Origin of the sequence: Alcaligenes phenolicus (assembly GCF_032063905.1) — a bacterium.
GTDB lineage: Bacteria > Pseudomonadota > Gammaproteobacteria > Burkholderiales > Burkholderiaceae_B > Alcaligenes > Alcaligenes phenolicus.
The window spans coordinates 56,849-81,057 of record NZ_DAMBOE010000003.1; the positions used below are offsets into that span (position 1 = coordinate 56,849).

At 55.9% G+C, this 24,209-nt stretch carries 23 protein-coding genes; 13 read left to right on the forward strand and 10 right to left on the reverse strand.

All coding sequences use genetic code 11. The annotated features are described in order from the left end of the window. The first annotated feature begins 134 nt into the window (after positions 1–134). The 3 genes from U2949_RS06835 to hemL are packed head-to-tail and all read left to right on the forward strand — an operon-like array spanning position 135 to position 2,951. Entirely contained in the window at positions 135–944 is an 810-nt protein-coding gene (locus U2949_RS06835) for a bifunctional hydroxymethylpyrimidine kinase/phosphomethylpyrimidine kinase (RefSeq protein ID WP_321286860.1), read from the forward strand. Next, a complete protein-coding gene (thiE, locus tag U2949_RS06840) occupies positions 937–1,623 on the forward strand; it encodes a thiamine phosphate synthase (RefSeq protein WP_321286862.1) in 687 nt (228 codons plus the stop codon). Before U2949_RS06835 ends, thiE begins: the two co-directional genes overlap by 8 nt. A 44-nt stretch (positions 1,624–1,667) precedes the next feature. Further along, positions 1,668–2,951, forward strand: coding sequence for a glutamate-1-semialdehyde 2,1-aminomutase (hemL, locus tag U2949_RS06845; protein WP_026484416.1), 1,284 nt, complete (start codon positions 1,668–1,670; stop codon positions 2,949–2,951). A 56-nt stretch (positions 2,952–3,007) separates the two neighbouring features. On the opposite strand, the gene U2949_RS06850 is transcribed toward hemL, so the two are convergent. Then, entirely contained in the window at positions 3,008–4,657 is a 1,650-nt protein-coding gene (locus tag U2949_RS06850) for an AMP-binding protein (protein ID WP_321286865.1), read from the reverse strand. Between the two features lie 733 nt (positions 4,658–5,390). Here U2949_RS06850 and U2949_RS06855 point away from each other — a divergent pair. Both U2949_RS06855 and argJ read left to right on the forward strand, forming a co-directional pair. Beyond that, on the forward strand, positions 5,391–5,921 hold the full coding sequence (locus U2949_RS06855) for a MarR family winged helix-turn-helix transcriptional regulator (RefSeq protein ID WP_009460574.1): 531 nt from the start codon (positions 5,391–5,393) through the stop codon (positions 5,919–5,921). A 94-nt stretch (positions 5,922–6,015) separates the two neighbouring features. After that, a complete protein-coding gene (gene argJ, locus U2949_RS06860) occupies positions 6,016–7,242 on the forward strand; it encodes a bifunctional glutamate N-acetyltransferase/amino-acid acetyltransferase ArgJ (protein ID WP_226348555.1) in 1,227 nt (408 codons plus the stop codon). A gap of 75 nt (positions 7,243–7,317) precedes the next feature. On the opposite strand, the gene U2949_RS06865 is transcribed toward argJ, so the two are convergent. Together U2949_RS06865 and U2949_RS06870 are read right to left on the reverse strand one after the other, a co-directional pair. Further along, positions 7,318–7,479, reverse strand: a complete 162-nt coding sequence (locus U2949_RS06865; protein ID WP_009460570.1) for a DUF1328 domain-containing protein — start codon at positions 7,477–7,479, stop codon at positions 7,318–7,320. 105 nt (positions 7,480–7,584) lie between these two features. Beyond that, positions 7,585–7,788, reverse strand: coding sequence for a CsbD family protein (locus U2949_RS06870; RefSeq protein ID WP_009460568.1), 204 nt, complete (start codon positions 7,786–7,788; stop codon positions 7,585–7,587). A gap of 395 nt (positions 7,789–8,183) precedes the next feature. On the opposite strand from U2949_RS06870, the gene rplU reads away from it, so the two are divergent. The 5 genes from rplU (at position 8,184) to U2949_RS06895 (ending at position 12,855) form a co-directional block, all read left to right on the forward strand. After that, entirely contained in the window at positions 8,184–8,495 is a 312-nt protein-coding gene (gene rplU, locus U2949_RS06875; protein WP_321286867.1) for a 50S ribosomal protein L21, read from the forward strand. A 50-nt stretch (positions 8,496–8,545) separates the two neighbouring features. Then, entirely contained in the window at positions 8,546–8,806 is a 261-nt protein-coding gene (rpmA, locus tag U2949_RS06880; protein ID WP_009460566.1) for a 50S ribosomal protein L27, read from the forward strand. A 286-nt stretch (positions 8,807–9,092) separates the two neighbouring features. Continuing rightward, a complete protein-coding gene (obgE, locus tag U2949_RS06885) occupies positions 9,093–10,181 on the forward strand; it encodes a GTPase ObgE (protein WP_321286869.1) in 1,089 nt (362 codons plus the stop codon). Between the two features lie 133 nt (positions 10,182–10,314). Beyond that, positions 10,315–11,472: a glutamate 5-kinase gene (gene proB, locus U2949_RS06890; RefSeq protein WP_026484420.1), complete on the forward strand. Its 1,158-nt coding sequence runs from the start codon at positions 10,315–10,317 to the stop codon at positions 11,470–11,472. A gap of 129 nt (positions 11,473–11,601) precedes the next feature. Then, a complete protein-coding gene (locus U2949_RS06895) occupies positions 11,602–12,855 on the forward strand; it encodes a D-amino acid dehydrogenase (protein ID WP_009460560.1) in 1,254 nt (417 codons plus the stop codon). Positions 12,856–12,940: 85 nt separating this feature from the next. Here the strand turns inward: U2949_RS06895 and U2949_RS06900 are convergent, their stop codons facing one another. After that, entirely contained in the window at positions 12,941–13,702 is a 762-nt protein-coding gene (locus U2949_RS06900; protein WP_321286871.1) for a helix-turn-helix domain-containing protein, read from the reverse strand. 112 nt (positions 13,703–13,814) lie between these two features. On the opposite strand from U2949_RS06900, the gene U2949_RS06905 reads away from it, so the two are divergent. The 3 genes from U2949_RS06905 (at position 13,815) to thiC (ending at position 16,886) form a co-directional block, all read left to right on the forward strand. Continuing rightward, positions 13,815–14,189 (forward strand): helix-turn-helix domain-containing protein, encoded by a 375-nt coding sequence (locus U2949_RS06905; protein WP_022983603.1) that lies wholly within the window; start codon positions 13,815–13,817, stop codon positions 14,187–14,189. A 212-nt stretch (positions 14,190–14,401) separates the two neighbouring features. After that, complete coding sequence (locus U2949_RS06910; protein WP_022983604.1) at positions 14,402–14,779, forward strand: helix-turn-helix domain-containing protein; 378 nt, start codon at positions 14,402–14,404, stop codon at positions 14,777–14,779. 190 nt (positions 14,780–14,969) lie between these two features. Then, positions 14,970–16,886 carry a phosphomethylpyrimidine synthase ThiC gene (thiC, locus tag U2949_RS06915; protein WP_257723716.1) on the forward strand — a complete coding sequence of 639 codons (1,917 nt, stop codon included), beginning with the start codon at positions 14,970–14,972 and terminating at the stop codon, positions 16,884–16,886. A 1,125-nt stretch (positions 16,887–18,011) separates the two neighbouring features. Here thiC and U2949_RS06920 read toward each other — a convergent pair. The 6 genes from U2949_RS06920 to U2949_RS06945 form a co-directional block, all read right to left on the reverse strand. Then, positions 18,012–18,590, reverse strand: a complete 579-nt coding sequence (locus tag U2949_RS06920; protein ID WP_088453170.1) for an OmpA family protein — start codon at positions 18,588–18,590, stop codon at positions 18,012–18,014. 265 nt (positions 18,591–18,855) lie between these two features. After that, complete coding sequence (locus U2949_RS06925) at positions 18,856–19,845, reverse strand: Bug family tripartite tricarboxylate transporter substrate binding protein (RefSeq protein WP_026484425.1); 990 nt, start codon at positions 19,843–19,845, stop codon at positions 18,856–18,858. Between the two features lie 71 nt (positions 19,846–19,916). Then, a complete protein-coding gene (locus U2949_RS06930) occupies positions 19,917–20,654 on the reverse strand; it encodes an amino acid ABC transporter ATP-binding protein (protein ID WP_009460548.1) in 738 nt (245 codons plus the stop codon). 60 nt (positions 20,655–20,714) lie between these two features. Continuing rightward, complete coding sequence (locus U2949_RS06935; protein ID WP_321286876.1) at positions 20,715–21,809, reverse strand: amino acid ABC transporter permease; 1,095 nt, start codon at positions 21,807–21,809, stop codon at positions 20,715–20,717. Next, a complete protein-coding gene (locus U2949_RS06940; protein WP_045929631.1) occupies positions 21,810–22,997 on the reverse strand; it encodes an amino acid ABC transporter permease in 1,188 nt (395 codons plus the stop codon). 98 nt (positions 22,998–23,095) lie between these two features. Beyond that, a complete protein-coding gene (locus U2949_RS06945) occupies positions 23,096–24,112 on the reverse strand; it encodes an amino acid ABC transporter substrate-binding protein (RefSeq protein ID WP_026484427.1) in 1,017 nt (338 codons plus the stop codon). Positions 24,113–24,209 lie beyond the last annotated feature (97 nt).

Consider the following 24,209-nt stretch of genomic DNA (forward strand, 5'->3'; position numbering starts at 1 on the left):
CCTACTGTATTTTTAAACATAGTCCGATCCGCGTGCAAATCGGGGCAATCCATTAAAATGGGGTTCATATTACTAAATTACTCAACCCGTGACATCCAGAGCCTTGCCGGCCCTGCATGGGTAACCAAGACAAGATGGCTGCTGAAATCAAAAATTCAAGTCCTGCTCTGGCGCTCGTGCTGGCTCCTTATGATCCCAGCGGCGGTGCTCACCTGCCTGCCGATGCCATCACTGGCGCTCATCTGGGCTGCCATATCCTCAGCGTGCCCACCGCCTTGCTGGTGCGCGATAGCGCGCAGCAAGAAAACATTCAGACCCTGGCAGAGGACATTGCCGACGACCAGGCGCGCTGCTTGCTGGAGGACATGAACATTCAGGCCATCAAGTGCGGTCCTGTCTACAGTCCTGAAATCGCCAGCATGGTGGCCGAGCTTTGCTCCGACTACCCTGAACTGCCCTTGGTCCTGCACCTGAGCGCCATGCCCACCGGCCTGGACGAGCTGGATGCAGACGACGCTCTTGATGCCAGTTTACGCCTGCTCCTGCCGCTGAGCTCCTTATTATTGATCGACCACCCCAGCCTGGAGCGTTGGCAGGCCGACGAGCTGCTGGGCGACACTCCGGATGCCGTGGAAACCTTGTTGAACAACGGTGCCAATGCTGTACTGGTCACCGGCGTAACTGGCGCTGCCGGACAATGGCACACACGTTTCCAGGGACATCACGGTCGTCTGGACTACAGCATGCCGCTGGATGGCGGCCTGCGTCAGCAGGACATAGACAGTTTGCTGGCTACCGCCTGCCTGAGCTTTCTGGCTCAAGGTCACGAGCTGGATAACGCGGTAGAATCAGCCTTGTTGCACCTGCAGGCACGTGCCAGTGACACCTTCCTGCCCGGTATGGGCCATCGCCTGTTCAACCCTGTTGCTCCCCAAGATGACTGACCCCACCACCTTGCGCTTTCCCGCCGGTCTTTACGGCGTTACTCCCGAATGGGACGACACCGCCCGCTTGTTGGACGCCGTGCGTGCCGCTCACGAAGGGGGGTTGCAGGTCTTGCAGTTCCGTCGCAAGAACGGCCCGGAACCAATCCGCCAGCAACAACTCAAAGAGTTGATCAAGCTGTGCCTGTCTTTGGATCTGCCGCTATTGGTGAACGATCACTGGAGCTGGGCGCAAGAGTTTGACGTGCAAGGCGCGCACCTGGGTAAAAGCGATGGCGAATTGACCCAGGCCCGTCAGGCACTGGGGCCGCAAGCCCTGCTGGGACGCTCCTGCTATAACAGTCTGGATCTGGCGCGCCAGGCCCTGGCGGACGATGCAGACTACATTGCCTTTGGGGCCATGTATCCTTCCAGCGTCAAACCCGAAGCCCCCCCGGCTGAGCTGAACACCTTGCGACAAGCTCGACTGCTTTGCCAAGAACAAGAACACGAGGGACGGCGTGCTGCCATTGTTGCGATTGGCGGCATCACACCCGAGAAAATGCCCGAACTGCTGGAAGCAGGGGTCGATAGCGTTGCCGTTATCAGCAGCCTGTTTGAAACCAGCGATATACGCGCCACGGCGCAACGCTTTACCGACTACTTTCACCCCCAGGACTCATCGCGCTTTGTGCGCTGATCCCTTGCCTGGCCTTGACCTTTTCACATCTGGATTCTTGCCTCATGTCCCGTAACTCCGAACTTTTTGAACGTGCCTGCAAAGTCATCCCCGGCGGCGTCAACTCGCCCGTCCGTGCCTTCGGTTCCGTGGGCGGCACCCCGTGCTTTATCGAACGCGCTCAGGGCCCTTACATCTGGGATGCAGACGGCCAGCAATACACGGACTACGTGGGTTCCTGGGGACCGGCCATTCTGGGCCACTCTGATCCGGACGTTATCAAGGCCGTACAGGAAGCCGCCGTACACGGCCTGTCCTACGGTGCGCCTACCGAAGGCGAAGTCGTGCTGGCTGAAACTCTGACCAAAATGCTGCCGTCCATCGAGCAAGTGCGTCTGGTCAGCTCCGGCACCGAAGCCACCATGAGCGCCATTCGTCTGGCCCGTGGCTTTACCGGCCGCAACACCATCATCAAGTTTGAAGGCTGTTACCACGGCCACGCTGACAGCTTGCTGGTCAAAGCCGGTTCCGGCTTGCTGACCTTTGGCAACCCCACCTCTGCGGGCGTGCCAGCCGAATTTGTCGGCCACACCCTGGTGCTGGACTACAACGATCTGGACGCCGTGCGCGATGCTTTCAAACAGAAAGGCAGCGAAATCGCCTGCATTATCGTTGAACCTTTTGCCGGCAATATGAACCTGGTGCGCCCAGCCCCCGGCTTCCTGGAAGGCTTGCGCGAACTATGTACCGAATACGGCGCTGTGCTGATTTTTGACGAAGTCATGACCGGCTTCCGTGTTGGCCCTCAAGGCGTGCAAGGCCTGACCGGCATTCGTCCTGACCTGACCACCCTGGCCAAGGTGATTGGTGGCGGCATGCCCGTTGGTGCTTTCGGTGGCCGTCGCGACATCATGCAATGCGTCGCTCCGGTCGGCGGTGTTTACCAGGCAGGCACCCTGTCCGGTAACCCTGTTGCTGTGGCCGCTGGTCTGGCAACCTTGAAGAAACTGGCTCAACCCGGTTTCTACGACACCCTGACAGCCAACACCGCCAAGCTGATTCAGGGCTTGAAGACCGCTGCAAAAGAAGCAGGCGTACCTTTTACGGCAGATCACCAGGGCGGCTTGTTCGGTATCTACTTCAGCGAAAACGTACCTACGTCCCTGGCCGAAGTCTCGGCTGGCGACATCGAACGCTTCAAGCAGTTCTTCCACGCCATGCTGGACAAGGGCGTGTACTTTGCCCCCTCGGCCTTTGAAGCCGGTTTTGTTTCGGTGCAGCACACCCCGGACATTACCGACGCCACTGTGCAAGCGGCACGCGAAGTTTTTGCCACCTTCAAAAACTAAAAGCGCCGGACACAAAAAAGCGGGCTATATGCCCGCTTTTTTTATGCTCTGAACAATCAGTCTTGCGCCATCTGCCGCAAGACAAAACGCTGCAACTTCCCTGTCTCGGTACGAGGCAAGGAAGTCACGAACTCAATGGCACGTGGATACTTGTACGGCGCTGCGTTCTCTTTCACAAAATCCTGCAGCTTCTTTTTCAGCTCATCGTCTCCGGTAAAGCCAGGCTTGAGCACAATGAAGGCCTGCACAATCTGGCCCCGTTCTTCATCGGCGGCACCTACAACGCCGCACTCGGCCACAGCCTCGTGCTTGAGCAAGGTGCCTTCCACTTCAGGACCGGCAATGTTGTAGCCCGAGGAAACAATCATGTCGTCGTTACGAGCCTGGTAATACAGGTAGCCGTCCTCGTCCATCTTGAAGGTGTCGCCAGGGAAGTTCCAACCGCCCTGAACAAACTGCTTCTGACGCTCGTCGTTCAAGTACTTGCAGCCTGTTGGCCCCTTTACGGCCAAACGGCCTACCGTACCGACTGGCACCGGATTCAGATCATCGTCCAGAATCGTGGCGACATAACCGGGCACCACTTGGCCAATGGCACCCGCACGCACTTTTTCAGGTGGGCTGGACACGTACACGTGAATCATTTCCGTACCGCCAATGCCGTCCGTCATCTCGATGCCGCTGGCCTGCTTCCAAAGCTGACGCGTTGCATCTGGCAAGGCTTCGCCTGCCGACACGGTGGCACGCAAGCTGGCCAAGGAGTAACGATCCACCAAACCAGCCATCTGACGATAGAAGGTGGGTGCGGTAAAGCTCATGGTCACTTTGAAGCGATCAATCATGCCCAGCAGATCGGAAGGCGTCAGACGCTCCAGCAGGACAGTGGATGCACCCACACGCAGCGGGAAGCACAGCAGACCGCCCAGGCCGAAGGTAAAGGCCAAAGGAGGCGTACCGCAGACCACATCATCCGGGGTCAAACGCAGTACGTGACGCGAGAAGGTATCGCACATTGCCAGCACATCACGATGGAAGTGCATGCAACCTTTGGGCTGGCCGGTCGTACCGCTGGTGAAAGCGATCAGACAAACATCGTCAGCCGCCGTATCGCAAGCAGTGAACTCTTCGGGCTTGTCAGCCAACAAGGCTTCCAGGCCCTTGGCGCTTTCATCGTTAAAGCACAGCAGTTGCTTCAGAGCAGGCGTGTAAGAATCATGCGTGGAGTCCATGCAGTGCTCCAGCTCTTCACGCAGGCGCTCGTCACACAAGGCAGCATGAATCTCGGCCTTGTCCAGAATCGTCTTCAGTTCCACCGCCCGCAACAAAGGCATGGTGGGAACCGTAACCAGACCAGCCTTGATGCTGGCCAACCAGCAGGCGGCCATCATGGGGTTATTGGGACCACGCAGCAAAACCCGGTTGCCGGGCACCAGCTTCATGTCCTCAACCAGAACATGAGCAATACGGTTGGTCAGCACGTCCAGCTGCTTGTAGGTCAGACTGCGATTCTCATCGCCCTGTGCCCACTGCAAAGCCACGCGATCACCATGCCCCGCTGCTACCTGCTCTCCCAACAGCGCCACGGCACAATTGAGACGAGCGGGATAGTCCACATCCGGATTGCCTTCCAGCAACATCTCTGGCCACCATTCCATGGGTGGTAGATTGTCGCGTGCAAAGGTATCAAGGTGCGCTGAACGTTCCATCCTTATCTCCTGCGTAGATTACGCCCCACTCAGGCGTAGACCTTGGTCCATCAAAGGCGCCAGCCAAATTGGCAAGGTCTATATTGTTTAGTTCTAAAGGATATTAGCAAAAAAAACGCTCCAGTATCAGCAATCCCGACTACGGGTTATCCGCAGTAGCGCATCATCCTCCTCTGTTTCAAGGGCTATCCTAGACTGATCCAGGCTCCTCTGAAGCCCTTGCCCGCGCAACGCAAAATTCAATAATGAATTTCAGGACACAAGAAATAAATCGATCTTCCGCATGCATTTTTTTCAATTAAGAAAAATTACGGCTGGCATTATTCTTGAAACAAAAAAAAGTATCAAAAAAAGCAGAAAAGTGATTAAGCGAACAGGCGATACAGAGGCAAATGCCTTATACTTCAACTAAATAATCACTTGAATTTAGCCAGCTTATCGTGTCGGATCAAAGTTAGAGCGCCGTCCGAAGACTATTCAAAGCCGTGGCCCTAAAAGTAAATAGCAGACAAGAGTTTGCATTTCCTTACCCAATGCTTTGCCTGCTTTGCCGGTGCTTTCTATCAAGTTGATTAATTTAAGCTTAAAAACGAATTTACTTTGATCTGTCGCAATGTCAAACTTCGAACCAGCCCCTAAGATACCCACCAAGCTAACCCAGCTTGCTCATGGCTGCGGTCTGCGTCCTTCAAAGCTAAACATTTTGGACATGCACCATTAAGGCAAGCTATCTATGATCATGAACGATATCCCCGCTTCCGCCGTCGCCGATGCCGCTCCCGACTTGGAAAGCCGTGCCCATAGCGACGACCACTTCGACACCCGCCTGTGGCTGCGCTTGATGGCCTGCACCAATCTGGTTGAAGGCGAAATTCGCAGTCGCCTGCGTACCGAGCACACGACCACACTTCCCCGTTTTGACCTGATGGCTCAATTGCAGCGTCAGCCCGCTGGCATGAAAATGAGCGAGCTGTCCCGTCACCTGATGGTCACCAACGGCAATATCACGGGCATTACCGATCAGCTGGAAAAAGAAGGTTTGGTCGAACGCATCAAGGTGCTCACCGACCGTCGCAGCTCCCTGATCCGCCTGACACCCAAGGGCAAGCGCCAGTTCAAGAAAATGGCGGCCTCCCACGAGCAGTGGCTACAGGAGATGTTTGCCAACCTGTCGGAAAAAGCACGCGTCAACCTGTTTGAAGCCCTGGGCGAACTCAAGCTGATCACTCGCAACAACGTGGCCATGGCTGCTCGCGAAAGCTAAGCGCTCCGGCGCGACCAAAGATATGCTCAGGCGGCTCAAAGCAAGTATCATTACTGCTTTGAGCCGCCTTTAACATTGTTTTTCGGATCGCGTCATGGCCGTCAATCTGTTCATTCCCTCTGAATCTGATATTCACCCCGTTGCCGGTGTCAAGATCGGTATTGCCGAAGCCGGTATTCGCAAGGCCAACCGACGCGACCTGACCGTGTTTGAATTGGCCCCCGGCACCAGCGTGGCCGGTGTGTTCACCACCAACCGTTTCCGTGCTGCTCCAGTACAAGTGTGCGAAGCGCACTTGGCTACGCACGATGGCATCCGCGCCCTGGTCATCAATACCGGCAATGCCAACGCTGGCACAGGTCAGGCTGGTTTGGAAAAAGCACAGCAAACCTGCACGGAAACCGCGCGCCTGCTGAACATCCTGCCCCAGCAAGTGCTGCCCTTTTCCACCGGCGTGATTCTGGAGCCTCTGCCCATGGATCGCCTGCTGGGCGCTCTGCCTGCGGCGGTGAACGATCTGGCCGACAACAACTGGTTCAATGCTGCTCACAGCATCATGACCACCGACACGCAACCCAAAATCGTGTCGCGTCAAATCCAGTTGTCGGGTAAAACCATCACACTGACCGGCATTAGCAAGGGCGCGGGCATGATTCGCCCCAATATGGCCACCATGCTGGGTTACCTGGCTACGGACGCCGGTATTGCTCCCGAACTGCTGCGCGATATGTGCCGTCTGGCAGCGGACCGCTCTTTCAACCGCATTACGGTTGATGGCGACACCTCCACCAACGACTCCTTCATCATCATGGCAACCGGCCAAAGCGGTGTCACGGTAGAGTCGATTGCCGACCCGAACTACAACACCTTGCTGGATGCCCTGGTCGACGCCTCGCGCGAACTGGCTCAGAAAATCGTGCGTGACGCCGAAGGCGCCACCAAGTTCATGACCATTCAGGTTGATGACGCCGGTTCCAGCGAAGAAGCTCTGAAAGTGGCTTACGCCATCGCTCACTCACCTCTGGTGAAAACAGCCTTCTTTGCCTCCGACCCGAACCTGGGCCGTATTCTGTGCGCCATTGGCTACGCCGGCATTAGTGATCTGGACGTAAGCAAATTGCGTCTGTGGCTAGGCGATGTGCTGGTAGCCGTGGACGGTGGCCGCAACCCCGATTACCAGGAAGAAGATGGCCAGCGCGTCATGCAGGAAGCCGAGATTCTGGTACGTGTTTCTCTGGGCCGTGGCCAACACAGCGAAACGGTTTACACCTGCGACTTCTCGCACGAGTACGTCACTATCAACGCGGACTACCGCTCCTGATAAAAAAAACCGCCTCCACCCAATCGGTGGAGACGGTTTTTCCTTACGGACAAGCCCGCCACTGGCGGGCTTGTTCTATTTCTTGCCCATGCCCTTGACCAGCGAGAGCACCGCCAGAATCAGGAACACGACAAACAGGATCTTGGCAATCGAAGCAGCACCAGCGGCAATGCCACCAAAACCCAGCACAGCAGCCACGATAGCTACAATAAAAAAGATTACGGCGTAGTAAAGCATACGATTCTCCTCATCATCAGTACGTATAGGGACAGCGCCTTGTCTGACGGGCCATCTCAACGACAGCTCATGAAATACCTACAGGCAAAAAAAGGTTCCCACCCGCTAACGGTCGTACTTGTCGTAGAAGTCTTTAACCTCGCGCTCCGCCTCTTCGCGGGTACGGCCATAGCGCTCTTGCACCAGACCGGCCAATTGCGTGGCATCCCCTTTCACCTTGGCCCACTCATCATCCGTAATTTCGCCCCAGACGCTGCGGGCTTTACCGGCCAGTTGTTTCCATTTGCCTTCGATCGTGTCCTTATTCATACGTTTCCCCTTAGTAGGTCCGAAAAATAAATGACTTACGCTTCTGTGAACGCAACAGCTCTACCGTAGCGGAAGGCGAGCCCCTCAAAGGCCACAGATTGAGGAGAAATGTAACAAATTAGCGATATATGCGGTTCTGGGCGAAGCAGGTCCCCTCACACGTCCTTTACGACCCCAAGACAAAGGGCCACCCCTGCCTACCGAGTGAAAAACGAAAGGATTGGATGCAAAATACAGACAGGAGTAGGCCCAAGCCATTGACAGCAAAGCCTTTTTGCCCTATTATTTTTTGCTTGGCATTTTGCGTGTCAAGATTTTTTTATGTTAGATGGCATTACAGCGGGCTGTTATTGGCCTTTTACGCGATGCCTGTTTGACTCTTTAAGGGATTCCCTATGTACGCGGTTATAAAAACCGGCGGTAAGCAATATCGCATTACTGCTGGCCAAAAACTCAAAATAGAACAGATACCGGCAGACATTGGGCAAGAAATTTCGCTTGACCAGGTTCTGTCCGTCGGCGAAGGTGAAGCACTGCAAATCGGTGCTCCTTTCGTTGCTGGCGCTGTGGTCAAGGCTACTGTTCTTGCGCAAGGCCGTCACGACAAAATCAAGATTTTCAAAATGCGCCGTCGCAAGCACTACCGCAAAACGCAAGGCCATCGTCAAAACTACACCGAAATCCGCATCGAAGCGATCAACGTCTAAGTTGTTGCTAAAAGCGAATTTGGTATTTTCTTCATCTAGGAGCTAAAGAAATGGCACAGAAGAAAGGCGGCGGCTCTACGCGGAACGGCCGTGACTCACAGGCCAAACGTCTGGGCGTTAAAGTCTACGGCGGTCAGGTAATTTCGGCTGGCGGCATCATTGTTCGTCAGCGCGGCACTCAGTTTCACCCCGGCGTGAACGTGGGCATTGGTAAAGACCACACCCTGTTCTCCCTGGTCGATGGCAAAGTTAAATTTTCCATCACTGGTGCTCTGAACAAGCGTACCGTTTCGGTCGTTGCTGGCGAATAAGCCACCCGATCAAAGCGTACTCGCTGCGAAAAAGCCCTGCCGCCCTAGGCAGGGCTTTTTTTATGCATGGCCAACCCGCCATCGCCCAAACCCGCCCACCCGGCTTAGCCAGTCTCCCTACGGCCACAGCAAGAGATTAAAAATCGGCCACTATCACGGCACATACCGGCAGATAAGCCAATCTCCTATACACTAAGCAATTGGGGTTTTTGTTTAAAATGGTCTGCTCCCAGACCAGCAGCCCATACGGTTCTGCGGCCCCTGGACCTATACAGCACTCATCACCATGAAATTCGTAGACGAAGCGACCATTGAAGTGGTCGCAGGCAAAGGTGGAAACGGCGCTGCCAGTTTCCGCCGAGAAAAATTTATTGAAAAAGGTGGCCCCAATGGCGGCGACGGTGGACGCGGTGGCAGCATTTATGCCGAGGCCGACCGTAACGTCAACACCTTGATCGACTACCGCTACGCCCGCCTGCACCGCGCTCGCAACGGCGAAAACGGCCGTGGGTCCGACCAATACGGCGCGGGTGGCGAGGACATCACCCTGCGTGTGCCCGTCGGCACCATGATTTTTGACGCAGAAACCGGCGAGCAGCTGTTTGACATGAAGCGCCATGGCGAGAAAATCACCCTGGCCCAAGGCGGCGCCGGTGGTTTGGGCAACCTGCACTTCAAATCCAGTGTGAACCGTGCCCCGCGTCAATTTACCTATGGCAAGGAAGGCGAGCATCGCAAGCTACGCCTGGAACTGAAGGTGCTGGCTGATGTCGGTCTGCTGGGTATGCCCAATGCCGGTAAATCCACGCTGATCACCCGCATTTCCAACGCCAAGCCTCGCATTGCGGACTACCCCTTCACCACCTTGCACCCCAACCTGGGTGTAGTGCGTTCGTCCGAAGCACACAGCTTTGTGGTTGCCGATATTCCGGGCCTGATCGAAGGCGCGTCGGAAGGTGCCGGCCTGGGACACTTGTTCCTGCGCCACCTGACTCGCACCCGTATCTTGCTGCATCTGCTGGACGTATCCAGCCTGGACCCGGACGAGGATATTGCGGCCAAAGTGGCTGCAGAAGCCCGTGCCATTGTTGAAGAACTGCGTCTGTACAGCGAAGAGCTGTACGCCAAGCCACGCTGGCTGGTTCTGAACAAGCTGGACATGGTCTCGGACCCGGAAGACCTGAAAGCCCGCCTGCTCAAAGAACTGAACTGGGAAGGCCCGGTCTTTGGTATCTCCGCCCTGACCGGTGTGGGTACACAGGACCTGGTCTATCAGCTGCAGTCCTGGCTGGATGAAGAAAGCCGCAAAGAGCATATCGAGCAAGATATTGCCGACGGCACCCATATTTACGACGAGAGGTTTGCCCCGGACTGATCGTGCTACACAGGTCCAGGGGTTAGACTCCAGGACTGAACCCCAAAATGCCCGGAAGACGCGGTTAAGCCAACCGCCCTACTCCTGGCATTTTCTCTATTTACACGCCAAGCGATGGATTTCTGAACTCGTCATGCAGCACTCTTCTCATTCTGAATCGGCCGTTGCGCAATCGCGCCGATTGGTTATTAAAGTAGGTTCCTCCCTGGTCACCAACGAGGGCAAAGGGATTGACCTGGATGCCGTAGAGCAATGGGCTACCCAGATTGCTCAACTGCATGCCCAAGGCAAGCAATTGGTGCTGGTCTCCAGCGGTGCCATTGCCGAAGGCATGGCCCGCCTTGGCTGGCCGCGCCGACCGAAGGCCATGAATGAGTTGCAAGCGGCGGCGGCCGTCGGCCAGATGGGCTTGATTCAAGCCTATGAAGTGGCTTTTGCCCGCCATGGTGTGCGCACCGCTCAGATTCTGCTGACCCATGAAGATCTGGCCGACCGCCATCGCTACCTGAATGCACGTGGCACCATCAACACCTTGCTGGACCTGGGTGTAGTCCCCATCGTGAACGAGAACGACACGGTGGTCACGGATGAAATCCGCGTGGGCGACAACGATACGTTGGGTGCGCTGGTCACCAATCTGATTGAAGCCGAAACCCTGATTATCCTGACCGACCAGGCTGGCCTGTACAGCGCCGATCCGCGCAGCAATCCCGATGCGCAGTTCATCTCATTGGGACAAGCGGGCGACCCGACGCTGGAAGCCATGGCAGGCGGCTCGGGCAGCAATATCGGCACCGGCGGCATGATCACCAAAATCCTGGCCGCCAAACGCGCTGCACAAAGCGGTGGCCACACCATTATTGCCTCGGGCCGCGAACAGCAAGTCCTGTCCCGCCTGGCGCAAGGTGAGCGCATCGGCACCGAGCTGCGGGCCACCCTGCCCGTGCGCTCGGCCCGCCAACGCTGGCTGGTCGATCAGTTGCGTGTGCGTGGCCGCGTATCGCTGGACGAAGGCGCCGTACGTGCGCTGGTAGACGGTCACAAGAGCCTGCTGCCCGTGGGTGTCACCCATGTAGAAGGCGAATTTGACCGTGGCGACGTGGTGGCCTGCGTGGACAAGCACGGCGTGGAATACGCCCGTGGTCTGATCAACTACTCCTCGGACGACACCCGCCGCATCATGGGCCAACCCAGCCACCTGATCAATGAATTGCTGGGCAGCGAACACGATACAGAGCTGATACACCGTAACAATATGGTGTTCCCGCGCAGTGCACCGGATCAGGACTAATCCTTGACCCCTACCCTGCCCGCCTGTTGAAATAGACGGATAAAACGTATCGAATTGCGACAGTGCGCGCTGTTTTTGCGCGCCTGATTGCAACACTTTCCCTTTCGGGCGATGCGCCCAAGGAACCGTATGAAGATCCTCGTGCTAGGTGCTGGCGTAGAAGGCGTAACCAGCGCTTATTATCTTGCCCGCCAAGGACACAGCGTAACGGTCATAGACCGCATGGCTGGGCCCGCTCTGGAAACCAGTTTTGCCAACGCCGGTCAGTTGTCCTTTGGCTATGCCTGCCCTTGGGCTGCGCCGGGTATCCCGCGCAAAGCCATCAAGTGGATGTTCGACGAGCATCCGGCCCTGACGATTCGCCCGGATGGCACGCTGACACAAATCAAGTGGCTGCTGGCCATGTGGCGCAACTGCACAGCAGACCGCTACGCCATCAATAAAGAACGCATGGTGCGTCTGGCTGAATATAGCCGCCACTGCATGGCCGAGCTGCGCGCCCAGACCGACATTCAATTCGAGCACCGTGCCCAAGGCACCTTGCAGCTTTTCCGTACGCAAAAGCAGCTGGACGGCATTGCCGCCGACATCGAGGTCCTGAAAGAAGCTGGCGTGCCCTACGAACTGCTGTCCGCCTCCGAATTGCACACGATTGAGCCGGCTCTGCGCCACGTAGAGCACAAACTAAGCGGTGGCCTGCGCTTCCCGGAAGACGAAACCGGCGACTGCCAGATGTTCACCCGCCGCCTTAGCGAATTGGCCGAAAAGGAAGGCGTGGAGTTCCGCTGGAACCAGAACATTCAGCGCATTCACAGCAATGGCACACAGATCAGCGGCGTCCAAAGCTCCGACGGCTTGCTGACCGCCGATGCCTACGTGGTGGCCTTGGGCTCCTGGTCTACGGGTTTGATGAAAGACCTGCAGGCCATCCCGGTCTACCCGTTAAAGGGCTACTCCATTACCGCCACAATTGCGGATGCCTCGCGTGCGCCTCAGTCCACTTTGCTGGATGAAAGCTACAAGATCGCCCTGACCCGCTTTGATAATCGCATTCGCGTGGGCGGCATGGCCGAGGTCGTCGGCTTTAACAAGCGCCTGAATCCCCGCCGTGAACAGACCTTGCTGATGGTCCTGAATGATCTGTTCCCCGGCAGCTACCAAAGCGACGCAGATCTGCATTTCTGGACCGGCCTGCGTCCCAAGACGCCGGACAGTACCCCAATTGTGGGGCGTAGCCGCTACTCCAATCTGTTCCTGAACACCGGCCACGGTACGCTGGGATGGACCTTGGCTACCGGCAGTGCGCAATTGCTGGCTGATCTGATCAGCAACAAGGAGCCTGCCATCCGTGCAGACGACTTGTCAGTGCAGCGCTACTACTAAGCCCTGCCCCCACAGCATGAACAAAGGCTCTGCCGGTATAACCGACAGGGCCTTTTTCAACTGCCCTGCCCGGATGACATCCTGGCTAGGCCAGCAACTGGCAATTAGCAGCGAACATATAGCCCCAGTTATGAATCGAGCGGATAGGCAGAACCGTGCCTCCCTGGCTGAATTTGCGTCTCATACGGCTGACCAGAACGCCCAGGCGGTTGATATGCGAAGCACCGGGTGGATTGCTGATTACATCCGTTTTACTAGCCACAGCCCGCATCAACTCGTAATGACTGGCCCGGCGATCCTCTTCGCGCAGCAAGCGGACGATGAAGGCGCGCTCCGTGCTGGTCAGGCTAAACGAGATCCCGACAGGCGATATCAAGGCCCAGCCCTCCTGATCCAGCACCCACTCCTGGGGCTGAGACGGTTCAGGAATGATGGGCATCTGCATCATGCGCCGCTGCAAGCTGTGCAAACTGGCCGCCAGCAACTCCAAAGACGCATCCCTGGGGCAAAACTGATCTCCGCCGCTATGCAAGGCTTGCAGCATGGCCGAGTCCGTCGCATCGGACTGCATCAGGATTCCAATTTGCGGACACAGCATACGTAAGCGCACGGCCGCCGAGCAGATTTCGGCCAAAGCCCCGCCCAACCAGGCAATACATATCGAGCCGGCGTAACGGCCCCGCGTTTGGGCCAACTGCAGCAAAGCCGTCGCATCCGGACAAAAAATAAGACGATAACCACGTTCTGCCAGAGCCTGAATTTGTTGTTCTAGTAAGTTTCGATCAGGGATAGCCGTGGCCAGGTACAGAACAACAGGACCGCCAGCAATTTCATTTGCAACCGACATAGTTGATACCTTAACTATAATGACATCTGATGACTATGCCGGACAGTATAAATCACGACTGTGATTTTTAATTAAAACCATCGTGTTTGGCTTTACATCAACAATCTGTTGTGTGAAACATTTCTCCGAACGCCTTCGCCACGCACGTCAACATCGCGGTCTTTCTCAGGCAGATTTGGCACGTCTATGCGGATTGACCCAGAGCGCCATCTCCAATTATGAAAATGGCACTCGTCGGGATGCACGTGAAATTCTGGAGTTGAGCAGAGCCCTGAATGTCAGCGCTTTATGGTTGCGCAAGGGTATCGGCACGATGGAGTTCACGCAGGACAGCTACACATTGTCCGAACCCCTGGATGGTCCTCCCATTGTTACCTGGCCTTTCCGTCTGTTTTCCGTCGATGAAGTGGTTGCTTTGGCAGATGGCGAACGTGATTTGCTCGATCGCACTTTGCGTCATTTACTGGACGGCATGAAAAAACGCTAGGCACCGTGCGTTCTACCCGCCTATACCGCCTGCCTTGTTAAACGCCCCTGACATTCAAGCTTTAAGCACAGGCTTGAACCCGACAAATCTGGTGCTGCCCCCATCTTAAGCTTCTCTTCGTTCCATTCAGCCGGTTAAGCCAGATATTTTTATCACATACGACATTTTTACTCAAAACCATCGTGCAGGGCGTTCCATGAACAATCTGTACTGTGAAACACTTCTCTGATCGCCTCCGCCACGCCCGCCTGCAACGCGGCTTTTCCCAAGCCGAGCTGGCTCGTCTGTGCAACCTCAGTCAAAGCGCCATCTCCAATTACGAGAGTGGTACGCGGCGTGACGCGCGCGAAATTCTGGATCTGGCCAAAGCCCTGAATATCAGTGCTCAATGGCTGAAAAACGGGCTGGGCAATATGGAGCTGAGTGCAGCCCATGCCACCACCTTGCAAGACTCCGGCGAAGGCCCACCGATTGTGACCTGGCCCTTCAACCGCTTTTCCGTGGACGAGATTGTGGCTTTGCCACCCAAAGAGCGTGACCATCTGGATCAAACCATCCGTCATCTGCTCAACGGTATGAAAAGAAAATAAGCCTTATACGTCCACAAGCAGCTCCAAGATACCTATACTTGTCAGCACGCAGGGGTACTCGCCATTTGGCGGGTTGAGATAAACCCTCGTACCAGTACGGATAATGCCGATGCTGGGAGCGTGTGCCACAGGTGCAATGCCTGCACGGCACTTCTTCCTATATCGGCTCCACCATTTCTTTGGAGCTGCAATGACAAGCAAAACCCCTTCTTTTACGGCCACAGCGGCCAGCGTAGACCCGGCTGCGATCCAGCCCTTACCCAACTCCCGAAAAATCTACCAAACCGGCTCGCGGCCTGATCTGCGTGTGCCTTTTCGGGAAATCTCCCTGGCTGATACGCCCAGCCACTTCGGCGCCGAGCCGAATCCTCCCTTAAGCGTTTATGACACCAGTGGTCCTTACACGGACCCCTCGGTACAGATCGATATTCGCAAAGGCCTGCCGCCGCTACGCCATGTCTGGATCAGCGAGCGCAAGGACACCGAGTTGATGGCGGGGCTCAATAGCCAGTACGGTCAAGCCCGCCAGGCCGACCCGGAACTGGACACGTTACGCTTCGAGTTGAAGCGTCAGCCTCGACGCAGCATTTCGGGAGCCAATGTCACGCAAATGCATTACGCACGGCGTGGCATCATCACACCCGAAATGGAGTTTGTGGCGATTCGGGAAAATCTGCGACGCGAGCAATACATTGAAAGTTTGCGCGCCAGCGGTCCGCAAGGTGAAGAGATGGCTCGTCGCCTGACCAAGGTACACCCTGGTCAAGGTTTCGGCGCCAGCTTGCCCACCACGGTCACCCCCGAGTTTGTTCGTGATGAAATTGCGCGTGGCCGAGCTATTTTGCCCGCCAATATCAACCACCCGGAAACCGAGCCCATGATTATTGGCCGCAATTTCCTGGTGAAGATCAACGCCAATATCGGTAACTCCGCCCTGGGCTCCACCATTGGCGAAGAGGTCGAAAAGATGACCTGGGCGATTCGCTGGGGTGCGGACACCATCATGGATTTGTCCACGGGCAAGAATATCCATGAGACGCGCGAATGGATTATTCGCAACTCGCCGGTTCCAGTCGGTACGGTACCTATTTACCAGGCGCTGGAAAAGGTCGGCGGCATTGCCGAAGATCTGACCTGGGATATTTTCCGCGACACCTTGATTGAGCAGGCCGAGCAAGGCGTGGACTATTTCACCATTCATGCCGGTGTGCGTTTACCCTTTATCCCCATGACGGCCAGCCGCATGACAGGCATTGTTTCGCGCGGTGGTTCCATCATGGCGAAGTGGTGTCTGGCGCATCACCGCGAAAGCTTCCTGTACGAGCATTTCGATGATATCTGCGAGATCATGAAGCAGTACGACGTGGCTTTCTCGCTAGGCGATGGCTTGCGTCCCGGTTCAGGCTATGACGCCAATGACCAAGCGCAATTCGCGGAACTGCGTACCTTGGGCGAGCTGACTCAGGTAGCGTGGAAGCATGATGTTCAGGTCATGATTGAAGGTCCTGGTCATGTGCCTTTGCATCTGATTCCAGAGAACATGCAGTTGCAGCTGGAGCACTGTCATGAGGCCCCCTTCTACACCTTGGGGCCTTTGGCAACGGACATTGCACCGGGCTACGATCACATCACTTCCGGTTTGGGTGCGGCGATGATTGCCTGGCAAGGTACGGCGATGCTGTGCTATGTGACGCCCAAGGAGCATCTGGGCTTGCCGAACAAGAAGGACGTGAAGGACGGCATCATCACGTACAAGATCGCAGCACATGCCGCGGACTTGGCCAAGGGGCATCCTTCGGCGGCATTCCGGGACAATGCCTTGTCCAAGGCGCGCTTTGAATTCCGTTGGGATGATCAGTTCAATCTGGGTCTGGACCCGGATACAGCGCGTGAGTTCCACGACGAGACTTTGCCTAAAGACTCCATGAAAGTGGCGCACTTCTGCTCCATGTGTGGCCCCAAATTCTGCAGCATGAAGATTTCGCAGGACGTACGGGACTATGCCAAGGCTAATGGTCTGGATGAGCAGTCCGCTGTGGATCAGGGGATGAAGGAAATGTCAGTGCAGTTTGTTCAACAGGGCAGCAAGCTGTATCAGGAGGCTTGATGCTGTGTTGAATACAGGCCTGATGTGAACATGATCGTTATTTGATCAGGCCTTGATGGATTAAAGCCCTGGGTGGATTCTTTCTGCCTGGGGCTTTTTCTTTTTAGAGCTTCGTCATTTCATTTGATTGGAAAGCGAGGTTTAACAGTCAGAAGAGATCGTTGCTGAAGACGCCAGTTAAGCCTAGCTTCAGGGTGTCCGGGCTGAGTGTTTGCCGGTGCTGCGCACCGGTGCCCTTGTCGGAAGATAGCTACGGGCGCATCCTGAACTCGCCGGGTACTTGGTCCCCCGGACCAAGTACAAGCGTCCGGCTCAAACAACAGGATGCTTGCACCCCTACGCTATCTCCCGACCCCGGCAAACCCTCTGAACCGCCCGGACACCCTGAAGCTAGGCTCAACTGGCTCACAATCGTTTTTTTCTGGACAGTTCAAACTGCATCCTTGAATGGCGTGTGGCTCTTTCCTGGTCTGCGTCGAATCTCTGACCTCTGACCTATCACCTATCACCTATCACCTGAGACCGTTCACCTCCGACCTCCCTGCTCTGTGCCTTCACCTCAGACGTCAAACCTCAGACCCGAGATCCGAAATCCCAAATCTCAGACCCAGACCCTCAATACATGATTGCTTGAATAGCCACGGTATGAGCCCTTGGGGGCGGTGGGGACCCGGAGGGGCGATTCAGAGTACTTGCCGCAGGCGGGGGCATCATCCGGGGTGCAAGCACTCTGCTGTTTGAGCGGGGCGCTTGTGGTTCGTCCGGGGGACGAACCACCCCGCGAGTTCAGAGTGCGCCCGGATGATGTCCTCGACAAGGAGACCGGTGCGCAGCACCGGCAAGTGCTCAAGCCCCTCCGGGTCCCCACCGCCCCCAAGGGCGTGCTCACTACCTGGTTCTACTCAATAATCAGCGCTGACTCCCAAGCAACGGTAACGCCCTCAACGACAACTGATAACCGTCAATTGCCAGCTCACGGCTAACAACAGACAACAGACAACAGACAACAAGCAAAGAATACCGCCCTCAAACCGCGTCACTCCTCCCCGATCGAACACAAAAAAAGCCCGGCTAAAAAACCGGGCCTTTTGTCAGCACACCCGAGAGTGTGCAAGAAGCAGAGACTTACTTCTGCGGAGCGTACAAATACAACTCCACGCGGCGGTTCATGGCACGGCCTTCAGCCGTCGCATTATCGCCAATAGGAGCATTCGGGCCACGACCTTCAACCATCAAGCGACCTTGTCCCACACCTTGCTGCGTCAGGTAATTCGTGACAGCGCTTGCGCGATTAACCGACAAAGTTTGATTGGTCTGCGCTGACCCGGTGCTATCGGTATGACCGACAGCCTTGGCACGCAACTCTGGATGCTGATTCATGGCGCGAGCCACACTATCCAGAACAGGCAGCAAAGCAGGCTTTAACTGATAATGGCCGGTATCAAACGACACACTGCTAGGAATATTGACCCGCAAGCTGCCATCGGGCATTTCGGTCACATCCACACCCAGGCCAGTTGCGCCAGACTGCTGAACATCCTTTTTAATGCCAGACCAGTTGTACGCTGCAATACCACCAGCCAGTGCACCGATACCTGCACCAATCATGGCGGCCTTGCTGCTATCACCAATCAAAGCCCCAAGACCAGCCCCCACAGCAGCGCCGCCACCCGCACCCACTGCGGTACGACCACCTGTGCTCATATTGTCCATCGTGCCGCAAGCGGCCAAAAGGGAAAGAGCACCAGCACATGCTGCTAATTTTGCAGAACGAATGGAAATTGTCATTATTGGCTCCGTAATCTCAAATTAAGTACCAGGACCGCTTGAATGCCTCCAATACTAGCAAGAGGCACCGCAAGCAGGTACTTCAAAACAGACTTCACTGCCTTCTTTAACAATTCTTGATCTTGCCAGCGACCACACAAACTGCAGTCACTGATTGCCTGGGGGCTAAGTACTTGAAAGCTTAGAACAACTCGGCACCCGAATCGGCAACGACTTCTTTGTACTTCTTCAGATCATTGCTGACAAGCTCGCTGAACTCAGCCATGGTACCAGGCTGCACATCCGAGCCCATGGTAGCCAGTGCTTCACGCACGGCCGGGTCCATCAAAGCCTTGGAATAAGCGGCATGCAGCTTGTCCAGCACAGGCTGTGGTGTACCGCCAGTAGCAAACACACCGAACCAGGTGCCCAGATCAAACGGTTTCACACCAGCCTGCTCCATGGTGGGAACGTCAGGCAGGAAGCTGGAACGCTCCAGAGTCGTCACAGCCAGGGCCTTGACGGTATCTGCCTTGATCAGCGGCGCTGCAGAAGCCAGGTTGTCGAACATGAAATGCACTTGGCCTGCCAGCAAGGCCGTCTTGGCGGGGTTGGCACCGGCGTAAGGCACATGCACGGAATTGATCTCGGCACGGGTGTTCAGGACTTCACCGGCCAGATGACCCGCACTGCCATTACCGCCCGAAGCAAAGTTCATTTGACCGGGATGCTCCTTGGCGTAGCTGATCAGATCCTGCACCGAAGCAATCTTGTTTTGTTCGGCAAATTCTTTGTTCACGATCAGGATGTTAGGCACCGAGGCAACCAGGGCGATAGGCGCAAAACTCTCGACCGGGTCAAAAGGCACCGTCTTGTACAGCCAGGGGTTGATGGAGTTGATCGCCACAGCCCCCATCATCAGGGTATAGCCGTCCGGAGCAGCCTTGGCCACAATGCTGGCACCGATATTGCCACCCGCACCCGACTTGTTCTCCACCACAACCGTACCCAAGTCGCCTTTGACGCGTTCAGCCAGCAAGCGAGCCATGCTGTCCAAAGGACCACCCGGTGGATAAGGCACCACGAACTGGATAGGTTTGGAAGGATAAGCATCCTCTGCCATTACAGCCGGGGCAGCCATGACAGCCGCAACACCAGAGACAGCCAGCAGCCACTTACAGACTCGAAACATCACTTTTTTTCCTTGAAATAAAAATGCATATGGGCTGCACAAGGCAGCCCATACAGAGCAGCCACTGATCCTTAATGAATGATCTGGCTTAAGAACTCACGCGTTCTTTCACTGCGTGGCGAGTCAAAGAACTCATCAGGCGTATTTTGCTCGATGATTTCGCCCTGATCCATAAAAATGACCCGATCAGCCACTTTACGCGCAAAACCCATCTCGTGGGTCACGCACAACATCGTCATGCCGGTATGGGCCAGCTCGACCATCACTTCCAGCACTTCCTTGACCATTTCCGGGTCCAGCGCCGAGGTCGGCTCGTCGAACAGCATGATTTTAGGCTCCATGCACAAGGAACGGGCAATAGCCACGCGCTGTTGCTGTCCACCAGAAAGCTGCCCAGGATACTTGTTGGCCTGCTCTGGAATACGTACACGCTCCAGATACTTCATGGCCAGCTCCTGGGCCTGGGCCTTGGTCTTGCGACGAACCCACATTGGCCCCAAAGTCAGGTTTTCCATCACGGTCAGGTGAGGAAACAGATTGAAGTGCTGAAACACCATGCCCACGTCACGCCGAATGGCCTCGACCTGGCGCACATCGTTGGTGAGCTCCTCACCAGCCACAATAATCTGCCCTTTCTGATGCTCTTCCAGGCGGTTGATGCAGCGGATCAAGGTGGACTTGCCCGAACCCGAAGGCCCACAAATAACGATGCGCTCGCCGGGGGCCACATCCAGATTGATATCGCGCAGCACATGGAACTGCCCGTACCATTTATTGACGTTCTTTAGCTGAATAATGGCGTCTGCCATGCAAAACTCCTTGTCTGGCCAGCAAAGCAATGGGTCTTACCCAAGGCTTTGCTACCTGTGTCAGCGTTCATAACCCGTTTGCAAACGTCGCTCCAGCGAACGACTGTAGCGAGAGATGGAGTAGCAGAACACAAAATAAATCAGTGCGATGAACAGATAGGCTTCCCGGCTAAAGCCGCGCCAGGCCGCATCGGCCAGGGCCACTTTGGCCGCCTGAGTCAAGTCGAAAATACCGATAATGACGACCAGGGAGGTGTCCTTGAACAGGGAAATGAAAATACCTACCAGTGGCGGGATCACGATCTTGAGTGCCTGCGGCAAGATGATCTGACGCATGGTGCGCCAGTAGCTCAAGCCCAGCGAAGCCGCGCCTTCATACTGTCCCTTGGGAATGGCTTGCAAGCCACCTCGCACGGTTTCCGCGATGTACGCCGCCGCAAACAAAATGATGGCGATCTGAGCACGCAGCAGCTTGTCGATGTTAAAGCCCTCGGGCATGAACAAAGGCAGCATTACCGAGGACATGAACAGCAAGCTGATCAGCGGCACGCCACGAATCAGTTCGATGTAAACCACGCACACTGCCTTGACGGCCGGCAAGCGCGAGGTACGTCCCAAGGCCAGCAACAAGCCCAAAGGAAAGGCGAACGCGATGCCGAATGTAGCCAGAATCAAGGTCAGCGGCAAACCGCCCCACAGGCTGTTTTCCACATAGCTCAGGCCCAGCACACCGCCCCACATCAAAATACCCACGACAATCAGGCCGACCAGCCACATCACGGGCAGCCAGGGCTTCCAGAACCAGCGCACGCAACTGCACACGATCAGCAAGGTCAGCAGAATGGAGGCCAACAAGGGTCGCCATTGCTCGTCATAGGGATAGATGCCAAACAGGATCAAACGGTGCTTTTCACGAATGAAAGCCCAGCAAGCACCCGCACTGGCCCGACAATCCTGCGCGGTTTGCGCATCGAAATTGGCCTTGACGAACAGCCAATCGATCATGGCTGGCACAGTCATCAAAAGCAGCCAAGCCGACAACACCGTCAAAATGGCGTTCAAGGGAGAAGAAAACAGGTTCTGGCGCAGCCAGCCCAGGGGGCCCCGCTGCAATGGCGGTGGCCCGCTTACGGTGGATGTAGGCGTATGACTCATTTAGCGCTCCACCAAAGCAATGCGATTGTTGTACCAGTTCATGAAGACCGAAATCGACAGGCTGACCGTCAAATAAGCCGCCATGATGATCAAGATGCCTTCAATCGCCTGCCCAGTCTGGTTCAAGGTGGTGTTCACCACAGACACAATATCGGGATAGCCAATAGCCACCGCCAGGGAACTGTTTTTAGTCAGGTTCAAATACTGGCTGGTCATGGGAGGCACAATCACGCGCAGTGCCTGAGGCAGAACCACCAGACGCATCATGCGACCACGGGACAGACCCAGTGCCTGCGCCGCTTCCCATTGCCCTTTGCCCACAGCCTGAATGCCGGAACGCACCACTTCCGCCACGAAAGCCGAGGTATAGGTAATCAGACCGGCCAGCAAGGCGGCAAATTCAGGCGATAAGGTCACGCCCCCGACAAAGTTGAATCCTTGCAGACGAGGTATATCCAGCGCCAAAGGTTCGGGGCTGATCAGCAAGGCCAAAGCCGGCATCAGAACAAGCAGCAAAATCCCAAAACGAATGGTGGGGAAAGGTCGGCCGGTTTTTTCCAGACGACGACGCGCCCAGTGCGCCATCAAGACCCACAGCACCACGGCCAGGCCCAGACCCATGAAGATCCAGTCCATGCCATCACCCTGCAAGGTGGGCAGCTTCAAACCTCGATTCGATAAAAATACGCCACCCAAGGGGTTCAAAGCCTGCCGAGGTCCGGGCAAGGTTTCGGTAATCAGGGCATACCAGAAAAACAGTTGCAGCAGCAGTGGCACGTTACGCATCACTTCCACGTACAAGCCCGCCAGCCGGGAAACCAGCCAGTTCTTGGACAAACGTGCAATGCCCAGCAAGGTGCCAAATACGGTGGCGGCAATAATGCCGATCACCGCTACTTTCAGCGTATTGACCAGACCGACCAGAATGGCCCGCCCATAAGTATCCGAGGGCTTATAAGCCAGCGCCGACTCGCCAATGGCAAAGCCAGCCTCTCGATTCAGGAAATCAAAGCCTGTAGAAATATTGCGAACAGCCAGGTTGTGCAAGGTATTGGAGACCAGATACCACACACAAAAGCCAAGCACACCCAAAATCAGCACCTGGTAAATAATGCCGCGTGTGAACGGATCATTCCAGGACAGGCGCCGTTTAGGGGGGGCTGGCGCGGCAGGTGTATTTTGTGCCATAGCGTAAAACCCGTGGATGCAGCACTACGCGTAGCCCTGCGAGGTGGCGCGCGTCTGGCCGAAGCCAGACGCAAGAACAAACAGCGAAGACCGAAATCTTAACGCACTGGCCAGCCGTACATCACGCCACCGTCACGCCATTGCGCATTCAAACCGCGCTCCAGCTTCAAGGCGGTCGATTTACCCAGATTGCGCTCGAAGCTTTCGCCGTAGTTGCCGACCTGTTTAATTATGTTGTAGGCCCACTTGTTATCCAGCTTCAGACCTTTGCCCAGCTCACCGGATACGCCCAGAATACGCTGGACGTTGGGGTTATCGCTCTTGGTCTTTTCATCCACGTTCGCGCTGGTAATGCCATATTCTTCGGCCTCCAGCATGGCGTTCAGAGTCCAGCGCACCAGGGTGAACCAGTCCTCGTCGCCCTGACGCACGAATGGGCCCAGCGGCTCTTTGGAGAAATCCTCGGGCAGGATGTCGAACTCATCCGGCGTAGCCTGGGCGGCACGCATGGCTGCCAGCTGGGATTTATCGCTGGTAAAGCCGTCGCAACGACCGGAGGTAAAGGAGCGCATGGCTTCTTCAGGGTTGTTGATCACCACAGGGTTGAACTTGATACCCTGACCACGGAACCAGTCCGCCAGGTTCAGCTCGGTCGTGGTGCCGGGCTGTACGCACACAGCGGCCCCATCCAGCTCTTTAGCGCTTTTCACGCCCAGGGATTTTTTCACCATCACGCCCTGGCTGTCATAGTAGTTAATGCCAGTGCTGACCAAACCCAAGGTCGTATCGCGAGAGATCGTCGCGGTGGTATTACGGGTCAGCACATCGACTTCACCCGATTGCAGGGCGGTAAAGCGCTGCTGAGTGGTCAAGGGCGTAACCTTGTATTTTTTGGCATCCCCAAAAACAGCAGCGGCGATCGCACTGCACATGTCCACGTCAATGCCGGACCAGACACCCTTACTGTCTGCCAGCGAGAATCCTGCAATACCGGTTGAGACACCGCACTGAACAAAGCCTTTCTTCTTCACCGAGTCCAGGGTTTCACCTGCCTGTGCATTAGCGGCCAGGGCCATCAACGCAACACTACATGCAATGGTTTTCACTAAGGTCATGGAATATCACCTCCTGTTTACTTTTGGTAAATGGATGCAGATTACAATTGCAGCTAAGCTGTGGTGTCCAATCGTAGAGCCAGACTGTCCAAACACA

What these genes read in the sequence shown, in the direction of transcription:
- U2949_RS06835 (WP_321286860.1), top strand. Translation starts at nt 135, where the DNA reads ATGGCTGCTGAAATCAAAAATTCAAGTCCTGCTCTGGCGCTCGTGCTG.
- thiE (WP_321286862.1), top strand. Translation starts at nt 937, where the DNA reads ATGACTGACCCCACCACCTTGCGCTTTCCCGCCGGTCTTTACGGCGTT.
- hemL (WP_026484416.1), top strand. Translation starts at nt 1,668, where the DNA reads ATGTCCCGTAACTCCGAACTTTTTGAACGTGCCTGCAAAGTCATCCCC.
- U2949_RS06850 (WP_321286865.1), bottom strand. Translation starts at nt 4,657, where the DNA reads ATGGAACGTTCAGCGCACCTTGATACCTTTGCACGCGACAATCTACCA.
- U2949_RS06855 (WP_009460574.1), top strand. Translation starts at nt 5,391, where the DNA reads ATGATCATGAACGATATCCCCGCTTCCGCCGTCGCCGATGCCGCTCCC.
- argJ (WP_226348555.1), top strand. Translation starts at nt 6,016, where the DNA reads ATGGCCGTCAATCTGTTCATTCCCTCTGAATCTGATATTCACCCCGTT.
- U2949_RS06865 (WP_009460570.1), bottom strand. Translation starts at nt 7,479, where the DNA reads ATGCTTTACTACGCCGTAATCTTTTTTATTGTAGCTATCGTGGCTGCT.
- U2949_RS06870 (WP_009460568.1), bottom strand. Translation starts at nt 7,788, where the DNA reads ATGAATAAGGACACGATCGAAGGCAAATGGAAACAACTGGCCGGTAAA.
- rplU (WP_321286867.1), top strand. Translation starts at nt 8,184, where the DNA reads ATGTACGCGGTTATAAAAACCGGCGGTAAGCAATATCGCATTACTGCT.
- rpmA (WP_009460566.1), top strand. Translation starts at nt 8,546, where the DNA reads ATGGCACAGAAGAAAGGCGGCGGCTCTACGCGGAACGGCCGTGACTCA.
- obgE (WP_321286869.1), top strand. Translation starts at nt 9,093, where the DNA reads ATGAAATTCGTAGACGAAGCGACCATTGAAGTGGTCGCAGGCAAAGGT.
- proB (WP_026484420.1), top strand. Translation starts at nt 10,315, where the DNA reads ATGCAGCACTCTTCTCATTCTGAATCGGCCGTTGCGCAATCGCGCCGA.
- U2949_RS06895 (WP_009460560.1), top strand. Translation starts at nt 11,602, where the DNA reads ATGAAGATCCTCGTGCTAGGTGCTGGCGTAGAAGGCGTAACCAGCGCT.
- U2949_RS06900 (WP_321286871.1), bottom strand. Translation starts at nt 13,702, where the DNA reads ATGTCGGTTGCAAATGAAATTGCTGGCGGTCCTGTTGTTCTGTACCTG.
- thiC (WP_257723716.1), top strand. Translation starts at nt 14,970, where the DNA reads ATGACAAGCAAAACCCCTTCTTTTACGGCCACAGCGGCCAGCGTAGAC.
- U2949_RS06920 (WP_088453170.1), bottom strand. Translation starts at nt 18,590, where the DNA reads ATGAGCACAGGTGGTCGTACCGCAGTGGGTGCGGGTGGCGGCGCTGCT.
- U2949_RS06925 (WP_026484425.1), bottom strand. Translation starts at nt 19,845, where the DNA reads ATGTTTCGAGTCTGTAAGTGGCTGCTGGCTGTCTCTGGTGTTGCGGCT.
- U2949_RS06930 (WP_009460548.1), bottom strand. Translation starts at nt 20,654, where the DNA reads ATGGCAGACGCCATTATTCAGCTAAAGAACGTCAATAAATGGTACGGG.
- U2949_RS06935 (WP_321286876.1), bottom strand. Translation starts at nt 21,809, where the DNA reads ATGAGTCATACGCCTACATCCACCGTAAGCGGGCCACCGCCATTGCAG.
- U2949_RS06940 (WP_045929631.1), bottom strand. Translation starts at nt 22,997, where the DNA reads ATGGCACAAAATACACCTGCCGCGCCAGCCCCCCCTAAACGGCGCCTG.
- U2949_RS06945 (WP_026484427.1), bottom strand. Translation starts at nt 24,112, where the DNA reads ATGACCTTAGTGAAAACCATTGCATGTAGTGTTGCGTTGATGGCCCTG.